The sequence below is a fragment of the Vibrio mangrovi genome (assembly GCF_024346955.1).
GTDB lineage: Bacteria > Pseudomonadota > Gammaproteobacteria > Enterobacterales > Vibrionaceae > Vibrio > Vibrio mangrovi.
Genome location: NZ_AP024883.1, coordinates 3,583,396 through 3,606,637, shown reverse-complemented (window position 1 = coordinate 3,606,637; position 23,242 = coordinate 3,583,396). Strand labels below are relative to the sequence as shown.

Annotated in this window: 18 protein-coding genes; 10 read left to right on the top strand and 8 right to left on the bottom strand. The window is 47.1% G+C overall.

The window, feature by feature from the left end; genetic code table 11:
* Positions 1–785 precede the first annotated feature (785 nt).
* Entirely contained in the window at positions 786–2,171 is a 1,386-nt protein-coding gene (locus tag OCU74_RS16030; protein WP_087482009.1) for a PTS transporter subunit EIIC, read from the top strand.
* A gap of 194 nt (positions 2,172–2,365) precedes the next feature.
* Positions 2,366–3,772 carry a glycoside hydrolase family 1 protein gene (locus OCU74_RS16025; RefSeq protein WP_087482008.1) on the top strand — a complete coding sequence of 469 codons (1,407 nt, stop codon included), beginning with the start codon at positions 2,366–2,368 and terminating at the stop codon, positions 3,770–3,772.
* 80 nt (positions 3,773–3,852) lie between these two features.
* On the opposite strand, the gene OCU74_RS16020 is transcribed toward OCU74_RS16025, so the two are convergent.
* Positions 3,853–6,312 carry a cation:proton antiporter domain-containing protein gene (locus OCU74_RS16020; protein WP_087482007.1) on the bottom strand — a complete coding sequence of 820 codons (2,460 nt, stop codon included), beginning with the start codon at positions 6,310–6,312 and terminating at the stop codon, positions 3,853–3,855.
* A gap of 302 nt (positions 6,313–6,614) precedes the next feature.
* Between OCU74_RS16020 and gntR the strand changes: the two genes are divergently transcribed.
* On the top strand, positions 6,615–7,634 hold the full coding sequence (gene gntR, locus OCU74_RS16015; RefSeq protein WP_200807767.1) for a gluconate operon transcriptional repressor GntR: 1,020 nt from the start codon (positions 6,615–6,617) through the stop codon (positions 7,632–7,634).
* Positions 7,635–7,675: 41 nt separating this feature from the next.
* On the opposite strand, the gene gntU is transcribed toward gntR, so the two are convergent.
* The gene (gntU, locus tag OCU74_RS16010; RefSeq protein ID WP_087482006.1) at positions 7,676–9,019 is read right to left on the bottom strand and encodes a gluconate transporter; all 1,344 of its coding nucleotides are present in this window, start codon (positions 9,017–9,019) and stop codon (positions 7,676–7,678) included.
* 101 nt (positions 9,020–9,120) lie between these two features.
* Here gntU and OCU74_RS16005 point away from each other — a divergent pair, with 101 nt between their 5' ends.
* From OCU74_RS16005 to OCU74_RS15995, 3 genes are read left to right on the top strand one after another with little or no spacing between them, the layout of a single operon-like run.
* On the top strand, positions 9,121–9,678 hold the full coding sequence (locus OCU74_RS16005; RefSeq protein ID WP_087482005.1) for a gluconokinase: 558 nt from the start codon (positions 9,121–9,123) through the stop codon (positions 9,676–9,678).
* Positions 9,679–9,689: 11 nt separating this feature from the next.
* On the top strand, positions 9,690–11,501 hold the full coding sequence (gene edd / locus OCU74_RS16000) for a phosphogluconate dehydratase (protein WP_087482004.1): 1,812 nt from the start codon (positions 9,690–9,692) through the stop codon (positions 11,499–11,501).
* 14 nt (positions 11,502–11,515) lie between these two features.
* Complete coding sequence (locus tag OCU74_RS15995) at positions 11,516–12,154, top strand: bifunctional 4-hydroxy-2-oxoglutarate aldolase/2-dehydro-3-deoxy-phosphogluconate aldolase (protein WP_087482003.1); 639 nt, start codon at positions 11,516–11,518, stop codon at positions 12,152–12,154.
* Here OCU74_RS15995 and OCU74_RS15990 read toward each other — a convergent pair whose 3' ends face one another.
* The 6 genes from OCU74_RS15990 to OCU74_RS15965 form a co-directional block, all read right to left on the bottom strand.
* Entirely contained in the window at positions 12,155–15,715 is a 3,561-nt protein-coding gene (locus OCU74_RS15990; protein WP_159457453.1) for a leucine-rich repeat domain-containing protein, read from the bottom strand.
* 131 nt (positions 15,716–15,846) lie between these two features.
* A complete protein-coding gene (locus OCU74_RS15985; RefSeq protein WP_390623632.1) occupies positions 15,847–16,269 on the bottom strand; it encodes a TM2 domain-containing protein in 423 nt (140 codons plus the stop codon).
* Positions 16,269–16,493 carry a membrane protein insertion efficiency factor YidD gene (gene yidD / locus OCU74_RS15980; protein ID WP_087482001.1) on the bottom strand — a complete coding sequence of 75 codons (225 nt, stop codon included), beginning with the start codon at positions 16,491–16,493 and terminating at the stop codon, positions 16,269–16,271. The genes OCU74_RS15985 and yidD overlap by 1 nt, the downstream gene beginning before the upstream one ends.
* Position 16,494: 1 nt before the next feature.
* On the bottom strand, positions 16,495–16,710 hold the full coding sequence (locus OCU74_RS15975; protein ID WP_087482000.1) for a DUF4177 domain-containing protein: 216 nt from the start codon (positions 16,708–16,710) through the stop codon (positions 16,495–16,497).
* Between the two features lie 195 nt (positions 16,711–16,905).
* On the bottom strand, positions 16,906–18,513 hold the full coding sequence (locus OCU74_RS15970; protein WP_087481999.1) for a methyl-accepting chemotaxis protein: 1,608 nt from the start codon (positions 18,511–18,513) through the stop codon (positions 16,906–16,908).
* Between the two features lie 364 nt (positions 18,514–18,877).
* Positions 18,878–19,528: a Rossmann-fold NAD(P)-binding domain-containing protein gene (locus tag OCU74_RS15965; protein ID WP_087481998.1), complete on the bottom strand. Its 651-nt coding sequence runs from the start codon at positions 19,526–19,528 to the stop codon at positions 18,878–18,880.
* Between the two features lie 419 nt (positions 19,529–19,947).
* Here OCU74_RS15965 and OCU74_RS15960 point away from each other — a divergent pair, with 419 nt between their 5' ends.
* Genes OCU74_RS15960 through OCU74_RS15945 form a run of 4 tightly spaced genes read left to right on the top strand, consistent with a single transcriptional unit; the run spans position 19,948 to position 23,169 of the window.
* Entirely contained in the window at positions 19,948–20,538 is a 591-nt protein-coding gene (locus OCU74_RS15960; protein WP_200807766.1) for a DUF4255 domain-containing protein, read from the top strand.
* Positions 20,538–21,359, top strand: coding sequence for a hypothetical protein (locus tag OCU74_RS15955; protein ID WP_087481996.1), 822 nt, complete (start codon positions 20,538–20,540; stop codon positions 21,357–21,359). The genes OCU74_RS15960 and OCU74_RS15955 overlap by 1 nt, the downstream gene beginning before the upstream one ends.
* Positions 21,360–21,401: 42 nt before the next feature.
* Positions 21,402–21,569, top strand: a complete 168-nt coding sequence (locus OCU74_RS15950) for a hypothetical protein (RefSeq protein ID WP_159457452.1) — start codon at positions 21,402–21,404, stop codon at positions 21,567–21,569.
* A gap of 19 nt (positions 21,570–21,588) precedes the next feature.
* Positions 21,589–23,169 (top strand): phage tail sheath family protein, encoded by a 1,581-nt coding sequence (locus tag OCU74_RS15945; protein WP_200807765.1) that lies wholly within the window; start codon positions 21,589–21,591, stop codon positions 23,167–23,169.
* The last annotated feature ends 73 nt before the right edge of the window (positions 23,170–23,242 follow it).

Here is a 23,242-nt window from a genome sequence, read left to right as displayed (position 1 = left end):
GGTTTCACTCAGGGCTGCTGATAAATTTGAAATAAACCACAAATGGGTATTTATTCTGTTTAAATTGATTTTTATTAGTTTTTTTGGATTTAAATTCTTCAAAAAATATTATTTGTTTTTCAATAATATTAATTTTTCCGTTTTTGATATGATGTGCATATACTGATATATGCTGATTTTTTTGTTAAAAGAACAACCGGTTTCACAAAATTCGCTGCTATTCCTTAAATCTGCCGGAGTGATATCTGATAAAGCTGAATTTGAGAGATAAGTGTACAGTGTTGGGTGTTTTTTTATTCGATTTTGTATTATAGACAGCAGGTTTTCAGCGTGGATAGAGGCAAAAATGATGGTTGAGGAATGATACACATACTGTTTTATGCTTCTGTTTATATTTTTGTTGGCATGGTTCATTCCACAAAGAGAACTCTGGAAATCGATTTCTCTTTTGGACTTCATCAAATCAGTATTTGTTCGGCAGGAAAACCAATAATGTGTTGATAGAGAAATTATTTATAACTTTAAGGGGTTTGTTTTATGTATTTGATAAATATGAATAAATTGTTTTGTGAGTGTCTTTTTTGATAAATCTCAATGAAAATTAAATTTGTGCGTGATGAGACAGTTTCCGGATTTTAATTGTGAATATTATCACGAATTCGTGAATCATCGCTATCTGGACAACCGGTTGCGCTTTAGAGTGTAGAAAAACAACAGATGCTCGTCATTGGCTAAAAATAGCGATTCTGGACTACAGATAACGAAACAAATATTGAGGTGCTGAAGTGAATTACTCCAATCTTGCCAAAACCATACTGCGTTTGGTTGGTGACAAAGAAAATGTTGCTGAACTAGCGCATTGCGCAACTCGTTTAAGATTTAAATTAAATGATCATGCACGGGCGAATAAAGAAGAAATCCAGTCTCTTGACGGTGTGTTAAGTGTTGTAGAAAGCGGTGGTCAGTTTCAGGTGATTATCGGCAACCACGTTTCACAGGTATTTAGTGAGCTGATGAGCCAAATGGGCGGTGCTTCGTCAGCTCCGGCTGCTACTGACTCTACAAATACAGCGAAGAATAAAGCGTCCATCGGCAGTCGTATCTTCGAAGTGATTTCAGGAAGTTTCACACCATTACTCGGACCTCTGGCTGGTGCGGGTATGCTAAAAGCGGTACTGGCTGTTGTCTCACTAATGAACTGGATGGATGCCTCCAGTTCTAGTTATCTGATTTTGTCGGCAATTGCCAATGCCGTGTTCTATTTTCTACCCGTTTTTCTTGGTATTTCTGCTGCGATCAAGATGGGAGCAAATGGTTATCTTGGCGGGGTTATCGGCGCAGCGTTGCTGGAACCGAATTTCACCGGCCTGATCGGAAATGCAGATGCAACATTTTTTGGTATTCCAGTGGTTGCCATTAACTACTCTTCTACTGTGTTCCCGATCTTTATTGCCGTTGCAGGGCTGGCATTTTTAGAGAAACAACTGAAGAAAATCTGTCCGCAGAATCTTCAGATGTTCTTAGTGCCGATGATCTGTCTGTTAGTCATTGTGCCGTTAACGGTACTGATTTTTGGCCCATTTGGTGTGAATTTGGGTAATGTTGTTGCCGCAGGTATCAACTGGCTGAGTGCGCATAGTGGTGCGTTGACCGGTGCAGTAATTGGCGGAACGATTATGTTTATGGTGGTTCTGGGGCTACACTGGGGACTGGTTCCGATTGTTGTTGCCAACCTTGCTCTGGGTGGTTCACCGATTGCGGCCATGTGGGCGCCATGTACCTTTGCTCAAATGGGGATTGCCGTTGCATTTTTCCTTCGTTCAAAAGATCCGAGTGTCAAAGCTATTGCGGGGCCAGCTGCAATTACAGGTTTGCTGGCTGGGGTGACTGAACCAATTATTTACGGTTTGATTCTACGCTACCGCAGAGCGATTCCTGTCGTAATGATTTCTGGCGCAGCCGGTGGCTGTGTAGTTGGATATTTCCAGACCAAGATGACGGCATTCGGATTCCATAATATCTTTACGATTCCACTGTTTGATCCGCTTGTTCCATATATTATCGGTATCTCACTCGGTTTTGGCTTATCGGTAATTCTGGGCATGATGTTTGCGGTAGATAACCAGAAACAAGGTGAAGGAGCCGGAAAACAACAAACAGTTGCATCTTAAGCTTCTATTTCAATGATATTGTCGTGATTTGATGCTCAGAGGACACGATTTTTATACCGATAAAGATGGTGTCCTGTTTCTGGTCGGATTCTCATTCACGACATGATTAAACCACTGCCGGTTTGGGGTCATATTTGCCCCTGAAAATTTCTGACTTCCTTCCTTTACGGGAGGAATTTTTTAAGGAGAAGATAATGCTACATAAAAAACTGAAACCGTTTCCGGAAGGCTTTTTCTGGGGAGCATCCACTTCAGCTTATCAGGTTGAAGGTGCATGGGATGAAGACGGTAAAGGGCCTTCTATTATTGATATGGGATCCGTTGTTCCCGGAACGACAGATTTCAAAGTCGCAAGTGATCACTACCACCACTATCAGGAAGATGTGAAGCTGTTTTCCGAGCTTGGCCTGAAAGCTTATCGTTTCTCGATTGCCTGGACACGTATCTTCCCTAATGGGGATGGTGAGGTGAATCCAAAAGGAATCGAATTCTATAGCAACCTGATCGATGAACTGAAAGCACATAATATCGAACCGATTGTTACCATGTACCACTTCGATCTGCCTTATGCTTTGCAGGAAAAAGGTGGCTGGTCGAATCGCGCTACTGTCGATGCGTTTGTAACTTATAGCAAGACACTATTCGAGGCATTCGGTGATCGGGTGAAATACTGGCTGACGATTAACGAGCAGAACATGATGATTCTGCATGGTGATGCGATCGGTACATTGCATGTCGCTGCTGAAAACCCGATGAAAGACTTGTATCAGCAAAACCACCACATGTTGCTGGCACAGGCGAAAGCCATGGTTGCCTGCCACGAAATGTTACCGCAGGCGAAGATTGGACCGGCTCCGAATATTGCTGCGGTTTATCCTGAAACCTCAAAACCGGAAGATATTCTGGCGGCCAGTAACTGTACAGCTATTCGTAACTGGCTGTATCTGGATATGGCGGTTTATGGCCGTTACAACAATATCGCCTGGGCATTTCTGGAAGAGCGTGACGCGACTCCGGATATTCAGGAAGGAGACATGGAAATCATGGCCAGCGCCAAGCCGGATTTCATCGCTTTCAACTATTATTCCAGTCAGACTGTCGCAGCGAGTTCCGGCGATGCTTCCGACCGTTCATCAATTGACGGCGATCAGCAGATCGTTATTGGTGAAGCCGGTGTTTACAAAGGTGCCACAAACCCGAACCTCAGCAAAAATGCTTTTGGCTGGGAGATCGACCCGACCGGTTTCCGTAACACCATGCGTGAAATTTATGACCGCTACGCCTTGCCGTTGATTGTTACGGAAAATGGCTTAGGTGCTTTTGACAAAGTTGAAGACGATGGCTCTGTAAATGATGATTATCGTATCGACTTCCTCCAGAAACATATTGATCAGATTCGACTGGGGATCTCCGATGGTGTCGATATCTTTGGCTTCTGCCCGTGGTCTGCAATCGACCTGATCAGTACCCATCAGGGCTGTAGTAAACGTTATGGCTTTATTCACGTTGACCGGGAAGAATTTGATTTGAAAGAGCTGAAACGCTCGAAGAAGAAAAGTTTCCACTGGTATAACGAACTGATTAGCCGAAACGGTAACTAATCTGGTTTATTGCTGGCGGCTTGACCAAAGCCGCCACTTTTATCCCACAGTTTTCCGGACTTCTGTTCCATCATCACTGACTACTTTTTGTGGACTTCTTTATTCAGTTCTTCAGCCAGAACCTCTTCCAGTTGTTTATCTTTAGATGCAATGATTTTTAGCTGAGGCAGATTCAGCCAAATCAGTTCGCTGGGTGTGATCGCTTTTGCATTTGTTCTGTAGGTATCGGTCAAAAACGCACAGCAACCGATTAATGTTCCGGGTTCGGCAACTCTTTCTCCTTTGAGGCTGAATATTCCTATTCTGCCACGGATAATGACTGCAAGAGCAGTTGCGTGCTGATTTTGAGCATAGATGAGTTCACCTTCGTTAAAAATTTGCCGTTGGGCAATCTTACCTAACGCAATCAGCGACTTATCTTTGATATGTGCTGCCCATGGCATCTGGCGCAATTGATCGGAGATTTCTCCTGAGCTGACATGATGAGGCTGACGCTTGAGATGGGCAAGTTTATATTCCACTTCATGGGTCAGTTTCTGTGCTTCACTGTCATCTAACATGCCTTCATCAATCAGGGTTTGCAGATGTGCCCGTTCCAGATTCAGTAGCAGACGATGGGCTGCGTGAGTTTCCAGACTGTATGACAGATCCGGAAAATATTCACGTAATGCGTCAATGTGAGTTTTGGTCTGAGATGTATTGAGCTCAATATCCTTGAGTGCTTCCTGAGCATCCAGCACACTGGGGGCCAGATCATGAATGTGCCGGGCAACTTCTTCCTGCGCCTGAATAAACCCCCTTGCCGTATCATAGCTCAGGGCCAGACGTTCAAATGCAAAATGAATGACGAGATGCCTGAATACCGGGATTTTCCGGAAGAAGCGGACGTAAGGCGGAGTTTTCCAGAACTGGAATAAACTGTGGCGCGGAGCCAGTTCCGGATTACCATCCAGAGCAATTTCAACCGCATTTACCAACTGAGCGGTGGCTGGTCCGGTCAAAGCACCATGTTTGAATTGTGACCAGTAGAACTGACGTTCACTTTCCAGTAACCGGCGGTAGAAAGCAATCTTCAAGTCTTCTTCTTTGACACCATCTGACAGACTGATTTCTTTGGGCTTCTGAATCTCGTCAATTGGCTGGCGTAGTGCTATCCAGTTGGCTCGGTGGAGAAAGGTATTGTTTTGCAGCCGTCGCAGTTCTTCCAGCATCTGCTGCTTAATCGTATATTTTGCTTTGTCTAATGAAGCTTGTTTAGCCGGTGGTAACCTGTCCAGTCCGAGCTGGCTGAGGATCCAGTTCATTGTCGTCGAGTTAATCACGATAGTTAACACCACTACACCAGCAGTCAGAAACAGGATCTGATCGCCGAGTTCCGGGTCAATGAATGTGTCCTGGGAAATGATTAATGCCAGTGCCAGAGAGACTGCGCCACGTAATCCGCCCCATACTAGAACAATGGCTTTTTCCCGGTTAATGCCAATACCGATACGTTTGAGCAGAGGCATCAGTGCTGCAATCGCCAGCGCCCGGGTTGACTGAATCCCCAGATAGAGCACCAGCAGCGATATCCACCAGTCCGGGACATCGAGTCGGATTCGGGTCGCAATAATAATTCCGACCAGTACAAAAATAATCGTATTGGCAATATGAGCCATCATATGCCAGAAGTGGTGCAGGAAGTCAGCGATTTCAGGGGATATTCGGGTGCGACCAAAACTGGCAAGCATCAATCCGAGTGCAACCACGGCAACTACACCGGAAACATGAAACAGGTTTTCAGCGATAAAGTAGGCGATATAAGCGGCGGAGATTGTCAGGGTGATTTCAACTAACGGCTGGTTGAACAGTCGGCTAATCCAGAACAGGATAACCGAACCGACAGCAACTCCCACAGCGAATCCCAGCAGAACCACGATCAGAAACTGAGAACTGACAGCAAGTAATCCAGTGTCAGTATGCCCTGACAGCGTGAGCATGCCATAGAACAGAGTAAACAGAACAATCGCTGTTCCGTCATTCAACAACGATTCTCCCTCAATCAGGGTTTCCAGCCTTTTGCGGGAGCTGACCTCTTTAAGCAGTGAAACAACGGCAACCGGGTCAGTGGCGGAAATCAGAGCTCCAAACAGGAAGCAGACGGTCCAGGACCAGTTCCAGGGAAATGAGTAGTGAGCCAGTACCGCGGTCAGAGCCGAGGCTAACAGCATTCCGGGTACAGCCAGAAGTGCAATCTGGCTGAACATCCGTTTAAACAGGTGAGTTTCCATACCGAAGGCAGATTCAAAAATTAAAGTTGGCAGAAACAGCAATAAAATCAAGTGTGGATTGATTTCAGAAAGCGTCATCAGAGACTGATTGAGTTGGGGATAGGAAAGCAGGGCAAAATCTGTACGACTCAACAGGCCGACAAGCAGACCAATGAGCAGCAGAATAACGCTGTAAGGGAAGCGGAGAACTTTTGCCAGTGATTTGATGAACGCTCCGGCCAGCAGAGACAATATCACAAATATCAGAATCAGAACGCCGGTTGATGCCATATCGGCCTCCAGACGGATCAGAATCGGGATGTTTTCAGTATATACCCAGTCATTTGATGATGCCGGGAATCAGACCTCCGATAATTGGTGTTTAAACGATATATTGCAGCTATTTTGAGGAAACTATTCTGTTGGTTTCGTTCCCAATTATTGCTTTTGCCTGCTTCTTTGACTGGCAGCGCTGCGTGAACTGTTATAGGATTTGCAGGTCGCCGGCGATTCAGTCCGTCGAGTTATCGTTTATTTTCTTATACAGAAACAACACATAAAAACAGCGCACCAAGCATGATGAATAAACAAGCATGATGAATAAAAAACGTCGCCCGACTCTGCAAGATGTAGCCGATCAGGTTGGTGTGACCAAAATGACGGTTAGCCGTTATCTTAAAAATCCGCAGTTGGTTTCCGGTTCTACCCGGGACAAAATCGCTGTTGCACTGGACACACTGGGATATATTCCTAACCGGGCTCCGGAAATCTTATCGCAATCCAAAAGCCGTGCAATTGGTGTTCTGGTGCCGTCACTGACCAACCAGGTTTTTGCTGAAGTAATTCGGGGGATTGAAACCGTAACCGGACAATATGGTTATCAGACCATGTTCGCACATTACGGCTATCACCCTGAAGTGGAAGAAGAACGGGTTGCATCGTTGCTCTCCTATAACATCGATGGTTTGTTATTGTCAGAGAGTTATCACACAGCGAAAACTGTGCGGATGATTGAAACGGCAGGCATCCCCGTGATTGAAATGATGGACAGTGTTTCCGATGCGATACAGCAGTGTGTCGGATTTGATAACCATGCTGCTGCCCATGCCATGGTTGAAGCGATGATTCATCAGGGTTACCGGCATATCGTTTATCTGGGTGCCCGGATGGATATGCGGACCAAATTTAAAATGCAGGGATATGAATCGGCAATGCGTCAGGCCGGACTTGAACCGAAAATGGTGACCACGAATGTCGCGTCATCGTTCTCTCTGGGGGCAAGTCTGTTGCAGCAAACGCTGGCTGAATATCCTCAGGCTGACAGTTTTTTCTGTACCAATGATGATTTGGCTGCCGGTGTGATTTTTGAGTGCCAGCGGCAGGGAATTGATGTGCCCGGAACGATCGGTGTTGCGGGATTTCACGGTCACGATATTGGTCAGTCAATGACACCAAAGCTTGCCAGTGTACTGACTCCGCGTGAACAGATTGGTCAGGTTGCGGCATCCGAGTTGTTGGATCGCTTAAATGGAATTCCGTCACAACAGTGTGCTCTGGATCTGGGATATACGATTGATTTGGGTGAAACACTGAGTCGGCGAGGGGCGGAATAGTACGCTCCGCAACAGAGCGTACTTTGAGCAGAGCGACCTGTTTACAGGAAGAACGAAATTAAAAGCGCAGTCAGACCACCACAGGTGCCGATTATGGTTTCCATCAGTGTCCAGGTTTGCAGTGTTTGTTTTTCGGTCAGTCCCAGATAGCGGTTAGCCAGCCAGAATCCTGAGTCGTTAACGTGAGAAAAGACAATCGCACCGCCGCCAATAGCAATGGTGATTGCTGCAAGCTGAGCGCCATCCAGATTCAGCGGTGCAAGCATTGGGGTGATGATGCCGCACGCGGTCAGCATTGCAACGGTTGCCGAGCCCTGAATTACCCTGACTGCCGCTGCAAGGATAAAGGCCAGAATAACCAGAGGCAGGCCTGAGTCAGACAGCATATTTCCTAGTGCAGAACCTACGCCAGAGTCGATCAGAACTTGCTTGAAAACCCCACCGGCACCTGTCACCAGAATGATTACGCCAGCTGGCTGAAGCGCACTGCCGCAGATTTCCATCACCCGGTTTCCGGGAATGCCCCGTTTCACGCCCAGCAGATAGAAAGCGGTTAAGCAGGCGATCAGAATGGCTGTGAACGGATGACCGATTAATGCCAGCCAGGCGTGCAGTGACGAAGTATCATCAATAAAGCGGGCAACGATAGTTTTCAGACCAATAAGCAAGAGTGGAAAGATAACAATACCGAAGGATAATGCAAATGAGGGAACACCATTGCCCTCACGCTGATCACTGTCGCTTTGCGCATGTTCGGGAAGTTCTACATGGACTTTTTTGGCGATCAGAGTGCCAAAAAGCGGCCCGCCAAGAATCATGGCGGGGATCGAAGCGATCAGACCAAAAATAATCATATAACCGAAATCTGCGTTCAGCTGTGAAGCAACCAGAATCGGTCCCGGAGCCGGGATCAGGAATGCCTGACAGGTGGCAATACCGGCCAGCAGAGCGATACCGATTTTGACGACACTGCCACCGCCGCGGCGCACAATTGCAAAGGCAATACCGATCAACAGTACGACAGCAACATCAAAAAACAGCGGTAGGGCACAGATAAAACCGGTGAGTGTCATCGCCCAGTGGGCTTTATTGTGTCCGAAGCGGTGAAGTAGGGTATGCGCGATTTGATCAAGGGCGCCGGTTTCTTCCATTACCCGGCCAAACATAGCGCCAAGGGCAACAACCACAGCAACGAACCCGAGTGTGCCGCCCATTCCTTTTTGGATGGTGTCAGCAATATCGGCTGGGTTCATACCAGAAAAAAGTCCCGCCAGCATAGAGACTAAAATCAGTGAAACAACAGCATGGAGTCTCACTTTCATGACGAGAAACAGTAATAGGGCAATTGATCCCAGTGCAGTGAGGATCAGAGAGAGATCGGACATGAGATACCTTTTTATTCCTTGTTAGTTTGTTCACATTTTTAAAAGTTACGGGTAACATGTTACGGGTAACATGGTAAACTGAAAACCAGTAAAAGATAGAAATGTTTAAAAATGAGACGGGAGTCAATAAAGTGATTGATGACAGAAAAGGTAACAGTTATGTGTTCATGGGCGTCTCCAGTTGCGGTAAGTCGACGATTGGTGCCGCAGTTGCACAGCTGCTAGGTGCGAAGTTTATCGATGGTGATGATCTGCATCCCAAGGCTAACATCATTAAGATGAAATCCGGGCAACCGCTGAATGATGATGATCGTGCTCCCTGGCTGGAAAGAATTAACGATGCAGCATTTAGTATTGAACAGAAAAATGAGCAAGGTGTGATCGTCTGTTCCTCACTGAAGAAAATATACCGGGAGCAGATCCGTCGGGGAAATCACAAAGTGACGTTTATCCATCTCTATGGTGACTTTGAGCTGGTTAAAGCAAGGATGCAGTCCCGGGCAGACCACTTTATGCCAATCGAATTACTGAAAAGTCAGTTTGATACTTTAGAAATGCCAACAGATGAGCCGGATGTGATTCAGGTCAGCATTGAAGGTGACTTCGAGGATGTCATCGAACGTTGTCTTGCTGCGATCCATCAACGTACAGATGTATAAAGGAGACGTAGATGAGTTCGGTTCCTGTTGATCATATCCTTTCCCGGGTGACTGAAGCGATTGTCGAACGTAGTCGTACTTCCCGAAAGAATTATCTGGACATGGTGGCTGCGCAGGCAAGTCGGGGAAAGCACCGTGTTGCGCTGTCCTGTGGTAACTTAGCGCACACGGTTGCCGCCTGTTCAACAACGGAAAAGCAATCCATTCTCGACTTTACCCGCTCCAATCTGGCTATTGTAACTGCATATAACGATATGCTCAGTGCACATGTACCTTACCGGGATTATCCGGAAAAAATTAAAGCCTGTCTGCGTGAACTTGGGCATACCGCTCAGATTGCCGGTGGTGTTCCTGCAATGTGTGATGGCGTGACTCAGGGTCAGCCGGGGATGGAACTTTCCCTGTTTTCGCGGGATCTGATTGCTCAGGCGACGGCATTATCGCTCAGTCATGCTACTTACGATGGCATTCTGTTGTTAGGAATCTGCGATAAAATTGCACCGGGTCAGTTGATCGGGGCGCTCGCTTTTGGTCATCTGCCGGGTGCTTTTGTACCTGCCGGTCCGATGGGAACGGGGATTGCCAATGATGAGAAAGTGAAGATTCGTCAGCAATACGCCAGCGGAGAAGTAGATAAAGCAGTATTGCTGGATATGGAGTGCAGCTCTTATCACAGTGAAGGAACCTGCACCTTTTATGGTACCGCCAATACCAATCAACTAGTTTTTGAAGCAATGGGGTTGATGTTGCCCGGTTCAGCGTTTGTGCCTCCTCATGACCCGTTGCGGGAGAAACTGACAGAACAGGTTGCACAACTGATTGCCCGTCAGTCTCCGGGTGTTGCCGATTACCGCCCTCTGGCCCATGTTGTGGATGAAAAGTCGGTGGTGAATGGGCTGGTGGCACTACTGGCCTCCGGAGGCAGCACCAATCACACCATGCATTTGATTGCCGTGGCCAGAGCCGCCGGGTGGATTGTCACCTGGGATGATTTCGATGCATTATCTCAGGTTGTCCCGTTGCTGACCCGGATCTATCCGAATGGTCCGGCAGATATCAATGCATTTCAGCAGGCCGGTGGTGTGCCGTGTTTGTTGACTCTGCTGGCTGAGCGAGGATTGCTTCACCTTGATGCAACGCCGATCTCCGGGCAGATGAGCGATTATCTCCGCTATCCACAGCTTGAAGGTGAACAAATTTGTTATCATCCTGCCGGAAGTTCTGCTAATTCTGAAGTGATTGCAGGAAAAGGGGAATCATTCAGTGCTCAGGGCGGCTTACGGGTTATGCAGGGAAATCTTGGTCGCGGAGTGATTAAAATTAGTGCTGTTGCTGAGCAGTATCGGGTGATTGAAGCGCCGGTACGTGTATTCGATGATCAGAACGATGTCGAAAGTGCTTATCAGCAGGGTGAATTCCGGGATGATGTGATTATTGTTGTCCGTTATAACGGACCGGCTGCGAACGGCATGCCGGAACTGCATAAACTGATGCCGATTCTGGGCAATCTGATGGCCGATGGGCTGAAAGTTGCACTGGTGACTGATGGCCGGTTATCCGGAGCTTCCGGAAAAGTGCCAGCCGTAATTCATGTCACGCCGGAGGCTCACTGCGGCGGACCACTCAGTCAGCTTCGGGATGGAATGCGGGTCCGTATCAATGCCAATGAAGGTGCGATGATGGTGCTGGATCCACTGATGCCATCATCAGAGCCTCATAAGTCCGTTCCTGCTCAGGGCTATGGCCGGGAGTTATTCAACCTGTTCCGGGAACATGTTTCCAGTGCGGAGCAGGGCGCTTCTATTTTTCAATATCCAGCTTAATAAGGAATTCACACATGAACTGGAAAGTTTTACCTGAAACCGTCTTTGCGGCTTCTCCGATTGTACCTGTCATGGTGATTCACCGACTGGAAGACGCGGTGCCGATGGCAAAAGCGCTCTACGAAGGTGGCATCCATGTCTTTGAGATCACGCTCAGAACTGCCTGTGCACTTGATGCAATTAAGCTGATTGCTCAAGAGATGCCGGAGGCTTTAGTCGGGGCAGGTACGGTGATTACACCGGCGCAATACGATCTGGCGGTCGATGCCGGTGCACAGTTTGTGATCTCTCCGGGATTCAGCCCTGAGCTGCTGGCTCACGGGCGTCAGAGTGATGTGGCGCTGATTCCGGGCATTGCAACGCCCAGTGAAGTGATGACTGCTATGGCTTCCGGCTATGACCATCTGAAATTCTTCCCGGCAGAGACTAATGGTGGTGCCGCTGCACTGAAGGCTATTTCAGCACCGCTGCCGGATGTCCGTTTTTGCCCGACCGGAGGGATTAATCCCGGCAATGTCGCCCAATATCTGCAACTGGATTGTGTAGCGACGGTTGGCGGAACCTGGATGCTACCTGCCGATGCGATTCAAAATGGTGACTGGGAAACCGTTACCCAACTGACCCGGCAGGCTGTCGCGCTGACTCAGGGTTAATCAGGCTGGTTTTGATAACGCCCGTAGCCGGTTGGCAACCTGTGTCCAGGCATCTTCAGGATACTGCCAGCGGTTAATGGGCGTTAAACGCTGTTCCTCTTCATTCATCGGGAAAAACTGAAAACGCCCCATCGGGACGGAATTGGCCTGCTGACCGCTGCCTGATGTGATATGCGTTCTTACCGATTCCGGAATAATTGACCAGTGTTGATAATCACACTGGCTGAGCAGAATCGGGAAGATTTGCGCTTTTCCTTCCTCTTTCAGAGTCATGGCCTTGGGCATTTCGACCTGATGTACATAGCTGGAAGCAATAAAACTCTGACTGACCAGCATAATCACGACATCAGCCTGTTCTAACGCCCCGGTAATGCTCTGATGCCAGTCGTCACCCGTGTTAATCATGCCATCCTGCCAGATATCGATCAGTCCGTCACGTTCAAGGTTGATGAGATATTTTTGCAGTTCACGACGTGCATCGATGTCGTCGTGAGAGTACGAGATAAAGACTTTTAACATGCGGTGTAACCTGCGATGGGTAAAGGGTGAAAAAGGTGCAACTGCAATCAGCTTCTGACCCGATGATGGTTCTCCGGAAAACTGTACACTGGGAAGACGGGTTTCATCTTTTAATCGGGAGAGCTGCGTGGCAGTGATAAAATCCCGGCCGTTGAGAGAAATCAATAAATCTGCCGGTGGCGCATGATAAATCCGCTGGAATTCTGCGGTTTTCTGAGAATCGATTTCGCTTTTATGCTCCGATTTTCTTGATTGTGAGCCTTTGGAATCCTGAAGTTGTTCCTGTGATAAAAGGATCTGTCCTGTACGCTGAAACTCCTGATAGTAAGGTTCAAAATCACTGATGGATTCACAGGGTTTTAAATCCCAGTACAGGGACGAAATTACATAATAGATATAGCGTGTATGCAGCAGACGTTGTTCCGGATCAGGATTACTGAGGTAAACCTGTACCTGAAGCTGATCGTCAAATTTTAGTTTGATCAGCACCTGACTGGGAGTTCGCCCTTCGGGCTGATGATTGCGTCCCAGCGTAAACAACAATTGGTCACGCCAGAATTTTTTATCATCCGGCAGATTACCGAAATGGCAGATGAGCTGATTGATTAAACCAAGCGGTAAATAGTTTTTAAACCACAGATTAAAGGAAAATGACTCCTGTATGCCGAAGGTCAGCAACCGGTATTCTGCGGAGTCTTCATTAACCAGCGGCAGATAATTGGGAATGATGTATTTGGGCTGGCCGTGTTGATGCAAGAAAATCACTTTTTCCTGCTCCAGTACTTTGAGAATGTCCGGATCGTAACTGTTAAAGGCTGATTCCGGAACCTGACCTTTATCCTGCTCGATCTGGTCCTGTTGCAGAACTTTGTGGTGAACATAATGGGCAAATGCCATCGGATTGAGCCACACTTTGTCCGGATTGATATTCGGGTAATACAGGACCAGTCCCTGTTCATGAAGCTGGGAGAATTCCGTTTTCAGATGGCGTTCGCGTAGTGCCCGGTCCGGTTCTGTTGGTTTGTAATCATTAATCCAGTTCTGGACAGCGTCTGATTTCCAGTGGTTTTTCGGGCTCAGACGATGTTTTTTCAGGATCTTTTTCAGAAACTCTCCGTACCATGTAGCACCTGGTACGGTTTTCTGATTGTCCTGAATTAGCGCATCAAGTTGTGCCTGCAAGTAATCCAGCCCGGTTTGTTGCAGACGGGAGTTTTCGTGAGCCCGCAGAGAAATAAAGTGCTGATTGGTGGCCGGAGTATTTGCAATCGGACAAGCCTTGGTTTGATCGGCCCGGGTTTGGATTAAAACTAAAGGGGATTCGTTCGTCTCCTGAGACGGTTCTACTGCTGTTGGCGCGGGTGTTTTCTTGGTTACATCCGTGGTAAGCGTTTGATAATCACGATGGGCATGATGCCAGTAACCGAGCCAGTAGTTGAGTGTAAAATGACGGTTCGGGCGCTGACAGCTATCTTGTTCCAGCCGGTTATGGTTGCTTTCTTCGTGCCACAATAAGTAGGTAATTGCCTGCTGGCTCATAAATACCCGGTAAATCCCGTGATAGTAATCCTGACCGCCAAAATCATAAAACAGTGCATCCGGCAGTCGGGAAGTGCTGGCTCGTTTTCCCGGTTTTTTACCTGAAGCCGGTTTATCTAATTGATAAGGCTGGATATCCAGGATATGGGTAGAATCTTTTTGCTCCGAAAGTTCACCACGTTGCAGATAATGAACCAGACTCGATTTCCCCGCAGCATGATTACCCAGAAACAAAACTTTAGCCGGCAGATGAATATCGGCCCTGATGTCATCTAAGCGAAAGAGCAGGTTCTGGATGGTATCTAAATCATTGTCAAGAAAGTCACCGGATGAAGACGGTAACTGTAGGTTATACTGCCTGGCAAACGGGTTGCCGGATAGTTGGATATCTTCTAACTGCCTGAATTGGCGAAATTGAGCAACATCCTGAATGGCATTATTTTTAAGATACAGTTGTTGTAAGTTGGGTAAATGGCTTAACGGAGAAATATCTTTCAGTTTATTATCATTCAGATAGAGTACTTCCAGATTCTGAAAGCATTTAAATCGATTTACATCTGTAAATCTGAGCTGTTCAAGAGATAAGTTACCCAGTTGTTCTAGTTGATAAATAGCCTCGAAGTCATTCAGGTTTTTGCAGTCGTCTAACCAGAGTCTAACCAGTTGTTGCAAGGATTCTAGCCCTTGCAGGCTAGTTAGGTTGCTACACCCATTAAGTGTTAGTTCAGTCAGTTGTTGTAATGATTCAATTCCTTTAAGGCTGGTGAGTTTTTCACAGTAGCTTAAATCCAATTCAGTGAGTTGTTGCAAGTGTTGAATACTTTCGAGGTCGTTCAGGCCATTACAGTCTGTCAAATCCAGCTTGGTTAACTGCTGTAGAGATTCGATTCCCGAGAGACTGGTGAGATTCTCGCACCAGCTTAAATTCAGTTGGGTAAGTAGATGTAGAGATTCAATTCCTGCGAGACTGGTGAGATTTTCGCACCAGCTTAGATCCAGTTCGGTTAATTGTTGTAGAGATTCGATTCCAGAGAGGTTGGTGAGATTCTCGCACCTGCTTAAATTGAGTCCAGTTAATTGCTTCAGGGAGTTAAGTTCAGTGAGGCTGGTGAGATTTTCACTCCTGCTTAAATTTAGTTCGGTGAGTTGCGTTAGTGATTCGATCCCTGAGAGGCTGGTGAGATTATCGCATCCTCTTAAATTTAGTTCGGAGAGTTGTGTGAGTGATTCGATTTCAGTGAGGATAGTGAGACTTTCACACCATGTTAAATTTAGAGACGTGAGCCGTCGGAGTGATTGCACTCCTTGCAAACTGCTGAGATTTTCACAAAATCTCAGCTCTAAGGTTGTAAGTTGCCGGGCGAGACTGGTGATTTCATCGGGTAAGGTTGGAATGTCTAAACTGCTTAAATCGAGCCTTGTATCACCACTTTCCCGTACCTGCTGAATTCGCTCGAGGGCTTCCTGCCAGTCCGGGGAGTTTTGAGCCTGAGTCTCTGCCATATCTTGCAACATCACTGTTATTGGAATAATTGCATTACTTTACTGACAGAATGAAATGAAGCCAAGCGGAAGTGATTGAAAATCCAGTCACATCAGGGTTAAAACTGATGTGACGGCAAAACTCTCAGAGATTATTGGCGATAGGGCGAACCTGAGTTGATAATCTGCTCATAGATCTCTCTGGATTTGGCTTCGTTATATTGGCGGACAATTTTCTGGGAGAGAAACAGTTGAGGAAGCTCATAGAGAGCCAGAGCCACCAGAATAACAATTCCCAGCCCGTTACTACCGGCAAGAAAACTCAGGATGGCAATCACCAGCAGAATCAATTCTGCGATGAAACGTTTATAGCGGCCAAGATACAGATGGTGAACGCCGCCAAGAAAGAAATAGTTGAGTGTGGCGTAAGTATCGGGATCTTTAATGAGCTTCGACTGCTCCTGATAAAACGCTTTTCTTTCTGCATCTGAGAGAGCATTGACCTGTTGCCGCAGTTGTTCTTCTCTGGCTTCGAGTTGTTCCTGGGGTTCAAGCCAGTTCATCAGAGAACTCATTATGGAACCTCATCATAAATTTTTTCGACCAGATCCGGCTGATTACAACGCTTGATGCGGGAAAGCCCGAGCTTCCAGCCCTTCAGCGCACCGTACTTCTGAATACACTGTCTGGTATATTCCGAGCAGGTCGGTTCGAAGTTACATTCAATATTGAGTAACTGTTTAGAACCGCCTTTACGCTGGTAAAGACGGATCAGACGAAGAGAGACAAACTTCAGCAACTCAGCGGCCTAAAGTCAGCAGAATCGCTTCACGTTTCCAGAACAGCATAAAGCGTTTCTGTTCAATGACCTGAAACACAACCTGCCAGCCATCGGCAGCATATCTGTTCAGATCGGCTTCCATTTTCTGTACAGGTAAACCACTCGCGCCAAGCAGAATGGTGCCACAACCACCTTCAACGATATGAACCACTTTATATTCTTTGTATTGAGTCATGTTTATTACCAACTTATTTCATTAAAAATAGGATGTTATCTGATAGTGATGAATGTATCAACTTTATAACTATATGATTTGGAAGTAATAACAATTATTTCATAAACCGGATATATGCGTTTTTTCATTTACTTTCCGGAAGCGGAAAGGCCGTTGATATACAGAATCAACGGTTCATTCCGTATGAAGTTACGTTTAAAGCCGATACTGACCAACAACCTGATCCATCACTCTGGCCAGGTTTTCCAGTTCTGAGGCTGTTTGTTCCCCATTTCTGCTCAGTGAATCGCTCTCGGCTGCCATTTGTGCGGTTTGTTCAATATGGACAGCGATGCTTTTACTGGCACTTTCCTGCTCTCGCATGGCATGAGCGATTTCTTCTGCCATCGACATGGATTGTTCACTGGCTTCACTAATCCGTAAGACAGTTTCACTGGCCTGTCCGGCACAAATTACTCCATTCTGAATCATCGACTCGGCATCTTTCATCTTCATCACGGTTTCTGATGAGAGTTCCCGGATTGCCTCAACCATGGTCGCGATTTCAGTTGTTGAATCGGCGGTTCGCTCCGCAAGACTCCGGACTTCATCGGCAACCACGGCAAAACCGCGTCCTTGCTCTCCGGCCCGGGCTGCTTCGATTGCTGCATTGAGCGCCAGCAGGTTGGTTTGTTCCGCAACTTCTTTAATCACGGAAACAATAGACGAAATTTTTTCTCCGTGGGTTGCTAACTGGTCGACATTGACCGAAACATCGCCAACCGCTTTTTCAATGGTATGGATGTTGTCTACGGTTTCCTGAATGACATGAATGCCTTCCTGAGCCAGTGTTCCGGTCTGAGCAGCCAGCCGCTGTGATTCACCGGATCGTTCGGTGACATCCGAGATACTGACCGTCATCTCTTCGATGCCGGTTGCAACACCGGATGCGGCATCATTCTGACGGGCAGAGATCGCCGCTGCCTGAGAAACAGAGCTATACATGGACGATGCTGTTTGAGTTAACTGATGTGACTGACCGGATATTTCGGCGAAGCTTTGTTGCAGTTTTTCCAGCATGCGGTTGAACGCGATGGAAAGATGTGAGATCTCATCTTTGCCATTGGCATCCGCTCTGATACTGAGATCCTGATTTTGTTCAAATGACTGCATCACTTGCTGGATTCCGTTCAGAGAACGGCGGACGCTAGTAATGATGAAGAAGCTAATACCACCGATCAGGATAGCTCCGGCAATAATAGCCAGAATCGACCAGTAGATTTGGCTGTTAATTTTTTCTTCATTCTGACGGGCATACTGGTGGGCCTTCTCCAGACGGAAATCCAGATGACGGGTAAAAATTTTCGTCAGTTCAGCACGCTTTAAACCCATGGGGGCTGCTAATTCGCTCGCAACTTTCCCGGCTTTGGCTTCCTGTAAATAAGAGTTCAGCATGCGCAAATACTCTTGCAGCAGTTTTTGCTCTTCCTGATACATTTGCGTTTCAGTGGGATCGATCAGATATTTTTTGTAAGCCACCAGATTGTCATTGAGTTGATCATGCAACTGACTCAGCCTTTCTTCGATTTGCTTGCGGACAGTAGGATTGTCTTGCAAGAATGTATGTTTGAAGAGATTGATGGAGACTTCCTGCTGATCAGAACGTAGTTCGTGCAGAAGGTTTAAAGAAGGAATCGAACTTCCATTAATTTTTTTGACCGTATCCAGACTATTTTGGGAGACGGAGAGACCCATACCGGAAACGGTGAACAGAACCACCATAAATGCGCCGGCTAAAAGGATCATTTTTTTTGCAATTGTCACGGCTTACCTCCAGACAGAACGAAGCATACATTATTAGCCAAATCATCGGATTGAAGATTTGATTTCAGCTAACATTTAACTGCATATTCAATATGTTTCATAGTCCCAGACAACAGCAAACTAAATAAAGCGGTGAGCTGAAGTGGTCTGGGGATAGTTTTCCTTTTGATTCTCTGACTGGAATTTTGATGTTCTTTTTATGTTGTTGTGGTTTTGGCCGGACTGACTGATCCGAATATACCCTGAGTGTTGAAATTTGCAGTATGACCGATGAATTTATTCCGAGCAGATCACAGAGACATCTGAATTCAGGTCTCTGGGGATGACAATAAATCTGATATTCGCTCTGGATCCGGACTGCGTTTCAGGTTGGCTGCATCTCTCCGGAGCATAAAACAATTTTCCGGTCAGCATTGGGAACATGGCGCAACAGTGCCCGGGCAACGTTCTGAGCCTGAATCGGACGGTAGTTCTGTGGGACGAGCGGACCAAGCACTTTCCCGGCATACATGGTGAGGGTTTCGCTGAGCCGGATCGGTTGTCCCAGCGCTTCACGGTCACCCAGCAGTAGTGAAGGCCGGGCAATGACCAGACCTTCCGGAGCCAATGTTGTCAGGGCTTCTTCCAGCTCTCCTTTTACCCGGTTGTAAAAGAAAAATGATTTTGGGTTAGCAGCCATCGCACTGACCAGTCCGATACGTTGTGCACCAGCTGCAACGGCTGCTCTGGCGACTGCCAGATTGATTTCCAGATCAACGTTCCGGAAAGCTTCCCGGCTACCTGCCTGATGCATGGTTGTGCCGACAGCCAGATAGACTTCGCTGATTTTCGGTAATGGTGGAATCAGTTGAAAATCGACCAGATGCTCTACAAGTTTTGGGTGGCTGACTTTGACCGGATTGCGACACAGGACATGAACTTCTTCAACCGAAGCATCATCCAGTGCATCCAGCAAAATAGAATGCCCGACCAGACCTGATGCTCCTGCAATAGCGATATGACGCTGTGTTGCCATAAGATTCCTCTCTTCAAACGATCTATCTTAAAACTATTTGTCTTAAAAATAAGTGTATTCATGAAACTGCGTTCATTATAGATGCTTGCTCATGTTCTTTCCGGCTGCGGGTCATTTGCATGATGAGATGAGTTTGCATGAATTACTCTGAGCATCACTTCCTGCCTCGATTTATGGGCATTGTGGCGAATATAAGAGCCAGCAAAAAAATGATGATAAATTTGAAAAAGCGTAGCACTGTGCTAGGTTTCATAATTGAAGCCTATACATTGATTTTCAGTCGATTTCAGTGTTCTGAATTCCAGATGCCTTCACCTCAATCGGCACATTTAAGCATATTAATCAGTACATTTAAGCACATTTTTTTGGGTATACATCGATATGATGTTATGGGGTGTTGTACGTCTTGAATACTCGTCTTGAATAAGGATGTTCAGGTGATTGATGAAGCATTGAACTATGTCAGGAATGTGTTGAGCCGGCAGTTGAGTCATCAGTTTGGTGTGGATGGCGAACCGGTGATTATGAATCATCTGGTCGAATCCGGTGGCTCTGTTCCTCTCAGTAACCAGAACAAAATGGTACTGACTCTGATTAATCTTGAGCATGAAACAGCCAAACAGTTTTACGGCGGTGCCCGTCCGGATTACTCGACTAATACCGTTCAGCAGATTCAGCCTGCGATCCGGTTTAATCTGGACATTCTGATGACTGCACACTTCGATGTGTATAGTGAAGCATTGAAATTTCTATCGGCGACCATTGCTTTCTTTCAGGCTCATCCGACAATGACCCGGCAGTTATTCCCGGATATGCCGCCATCTCTGGAACAGCTTCAGTTTGAAATCGAAAACTCTCCCTACGAACGAACCCATAATTTATGGAGTGCACTTGGTGCTAAATACCAGCCTTCGATCATCTATAAAATCAGACATGTCATCGTTCAGGCCGATCAGGTAACCGGGAGTGCAGCCCGCGTTCAGCAAACATCCGGTGAGGTGGCTCCCTGATGTTCATGCTTTTTTCTTTGCTGCTTCAGCATCACTTTTTCTGTCAGGCTCAATGGCTGGGAGCACAGTTGGTTCCGGACCGGGAGACTCGTCAGTGGATGTCTCATTTTCAGATGCAACTGACATCAAACCTGAATTGCTGGTCGCTTTATGGATACGCAATCCCGGGACGAAGCGCGTTTTTACAGGGATTAACCCAACTGACAGAGGGAAATCCGTTACGGTTCTGGATCTGCCAGCCGCTGGAAAACTTTGTCATGCTGACAGACTTACCGGTGAACTGGAAAGGGCTGCTCCATTATGACAACCGACAGATAACATCCGGGAATTTACAGCAAGCAGAACATCAGCAACAGTCAGAGCTGGTGGCAGCTCATGTGCCTTTCAATCACGCCCCGGACGGAGCGGTCGCTGAGGTGTTGTTCTATCCGGATAAGCTTATGGTTCAGGAGAGCTATGCCATTACATTGCAGAGTCGTTCTTCCCGCTGGGAATATCGGGTGATTCAGCGGGGACAACTCAAACTTCATCAGCCTCAGGTGGTTGATGAATCCGGGACACTGAACTTTCCGGAGCCTGTGCGTTATGAAACGGAAGCTGGTGAATCCGGCTGGCGGGTCAACAGTGGTTCACAGCGTCTGCCTTTGGCACAAGTGCCGGAGCAGCGCTTCAAATTGATCGATAAACAGGTCATTGATGCGCAGGCAGGACAAACTATTCAACGGACGATTTTACCAGCGCTGCCGGCGCCGGGAACCGATCAGTTTTGTATGGAACAAGAGGAGGGTGATCTGATTTCAGTGATGTATGTATATCTTTGAGTAGGTCGCAGTTCGGGATGTAGCAGATCAGGTAACCCGTTAATGAGGGACAAAGGCTGCTCTTTATTAAAGCAGCGGCATCGTTTGGATGCGGATTTAACTGATGGTCGGCAGTGTGTGCTGTCGGCTGATGTTGCAAAGCGTTCTCTTCGCCGGGCAGGTCTTTTCCGGAGCGTTACACAGGGAGAGCGGGATATTCTCACTACATGAACGAAAGGCGAACCATGATATGATAACTTCCAATATAAAAACACCGGGAGTGTACATTGATGAAGTCAATGCATTTCCGAACTCAGTGGTGCCGGTGGCAACCGCTGTGCCAGCGTTTATTGGCTATACCCCGACAGCTGAATATCAGGGGAAATCTTATTATAACCGGCCACAGAAAATCACTTCTTTTGCTGAGTTTCAGGCGATCTACATGAAGCCTAATCCTGCTCCGCCTGCTGACCCGACTTCTCAGTACAGCCCCGAGTACTATCTGGTTGAGCAGAAAGAGCAGCCGACCAAAGGTGACTACCTGATGATTGGCGGTAGTTATTACTCGATTGTTCCTGATCCGAATACCATCTATTACCTCTATAACAGCATTCGCCTGTTTTTTCAGAATGGTGGCGGAGACTGTTATATCGTTTCTGTCGGAACTTATGGTCCGTCTAGTGGTAAACCGGGGGATATCGGCGTCCCGATTGTGAATCCGAATGTTCAGCTGGCCGATCTGAAAAGAGGTCTGGATCTGCTGAAAAATGAGCAGGAACCGACCATGTATATCTGTCCGGAAGCTACACTGCTCTCTGTGGACAATAACGGTACGCTCATGCAGGAAATGTTGTTACAGGCAGAAGAAATGCAGACGGCAGTCTGTCTGTTTGACATCATTGGCGGCAATGCGCCTGATCCGATTATGTACACCAATGATATCGAAACATTCCGCAATAATACCGGTAGCAACGGCCTGAAATTCGGTACAGCTTACTATCCGTTTATCGGTACGACCATCATGCAGAACTCGGATATCAACTTTACCAATCTGTTTGGTGGCGATACAAAACAGTTGGGAGCATTACTCAATCCGCCAGCGGCCCCGAATGCTGCCGTTGAGAAAATTATCGGCATGATTGAGAAACCGCCAGCCAATCCGATGTCCAATTCTCAGCTCAATTCCGCGCTGCTCAATGCGTCGAAAACCTACAGTCAAATCATCAAGCATGTATTGTCCGATGCCAATATGTTACCGCCGAGTGGTGGCATGGCTGGTGTGTATACCGTGAATGACAATGAAAATGGCGTCTGGCATGCACCGGCGAATACCAGCATTGTTGGGGCGGCTCATCTGCCAATCCGTCTGACGGATTCTCAACAGGCTGATCTGAACGTAGATGCGGTCTCCGGTAAATCGATCAATGCAATTCGCTTTTTCAACGGTCAGGGAATTCTGGTCTGGGGTGCAAGAACTCTGGATGGTAACAGTCAGGACTGGCGCTATGTTTCAGTGCGCCGCACCATGACTTTCCTGGAGCAGTCCGTCAAGCTGGCGGCGCGGGCTTATGTATTTGAACCCAACACTGCCAACACATGGGCAGCAATCAAAAGTGAAATCAGTAGTTTTCTGACCGACATCTGGAAAGAAGGCGGCCTTCAGGGTGCCAAAGCTTCGGATGCGTTTCAGGTGAGCTGTGGTCTGGGTTCAACCATGACCGCAGAAGATATTCTCAATGGATTCCTGAAAGTGACGGTATTGGTTGCGGTCGTTCGTCCGGCAGAATTTATTGTGATCACCTTTGAGCAGGAAATGGCGAAGTCTGGCTAAGCTGCTTCGTTTTCGTTTCTCACGTGACTTACATCAGGTGAGCCGACAGTACGTGATTGAAAACTCGTAATTG

Bases quoted from the DNA above. Each gene is read 5' to 3' on its own strand.
- OCU74_RS16025 (WP_087482008.1), top strand. From the start codon at position 2,366: ATGCTACATAAAAAACTGAAACCGTTTCCGGAAGGCTTTTTCTGGGGA.
- OCU74_RS16020 (WP_087482007.1), bottom strand. From the start codon at position 6,312: ATGGCATCAACCGGCGTTCTGATTCTGATATTTGTGATATTGTCTCTG.
- gntR (WP_200807767.1), top strand. From the start codon at position 6,615: ATGATGAATAAAAAACGTCGCCCGACTCTGCAAGATGTAGCCGATCAG.
- gntU (WP_087482006.1), bottom strand. From the start codon at position 9,019: ATGTCCGATCTCTCTCTGATCCTCACTGCACTGGGATCAATTGCCCTA.
- OCU74_RS16005 (WP_087482005.1), top strand. From the start codon at position 9,121: ATGTTTAAAAATGAGACGGGAGTCAATAAAGTGATTGATGACAGAAAA.
- edd (WP_087482004.1), top strand. From the start codon at position 9,690: ATGAGTTCGGTTCCTGTTGATCATATCCTTTCCCGGGTGACTGAAGCG.
- OCU74_RS15995 (WP_087482003.1), top strand. From the start codon at position 11,516: ATGAACTGGAAAGTTTTACCTGAAACCGTCTTTGCGGCTTCTCCGATT.
- OCU74_RS15990 (WP_159457453.1), bottom strand. From the start codon at position 15,715: ATGGCAGAGACTCAGGCTCAAAACTCCCCGGACTGGCAGGAAGCCCTC.
- OCU74_RS15985 (WP_390623632.1), bottom strand. From the start codon at position 16,269: ATGAGTTCTCTGATGAACTGGCTTGAACCCCAGGAACAACTCGAAGCC.
- OCU74_RS15975 (WP_087482000.1), bottom strand. From the start codon at position 16,710: ATGACTCAATACAAAGAATATAAAGTGGTTCATATCGTTGAAGGTGGT.
- OCU74_RS15965 (WP_087481998.1), bottom strand. From the start codon at position 19,528: ATGGCAACACAGCGTCATATCGCTATTGCAGGAGCATCAGGTCTGGTC.
- OCU74_RS15955 (WP_087481996.1), top strand. From the start codon at position 20,538: ATGTTCATGCTTTTTTCTTTGCTGCTTCAGCATCACTTTTTCTGTCAG.
- OCU74_RS15950 (WP_159457452.1), top strand. From the start codon at position 21,402: ATGAGGGACAAAGGCTGCTCTTTATTAAAGCAGCGGCATCGTTTGGAT.
- OCU74_RS15945 (WP_200807765.1), top strand. From the start codon at position 21,589: ATGATAACTTCCAATATAAAAACACCGGGAGTGTACATTGATGAAGTC.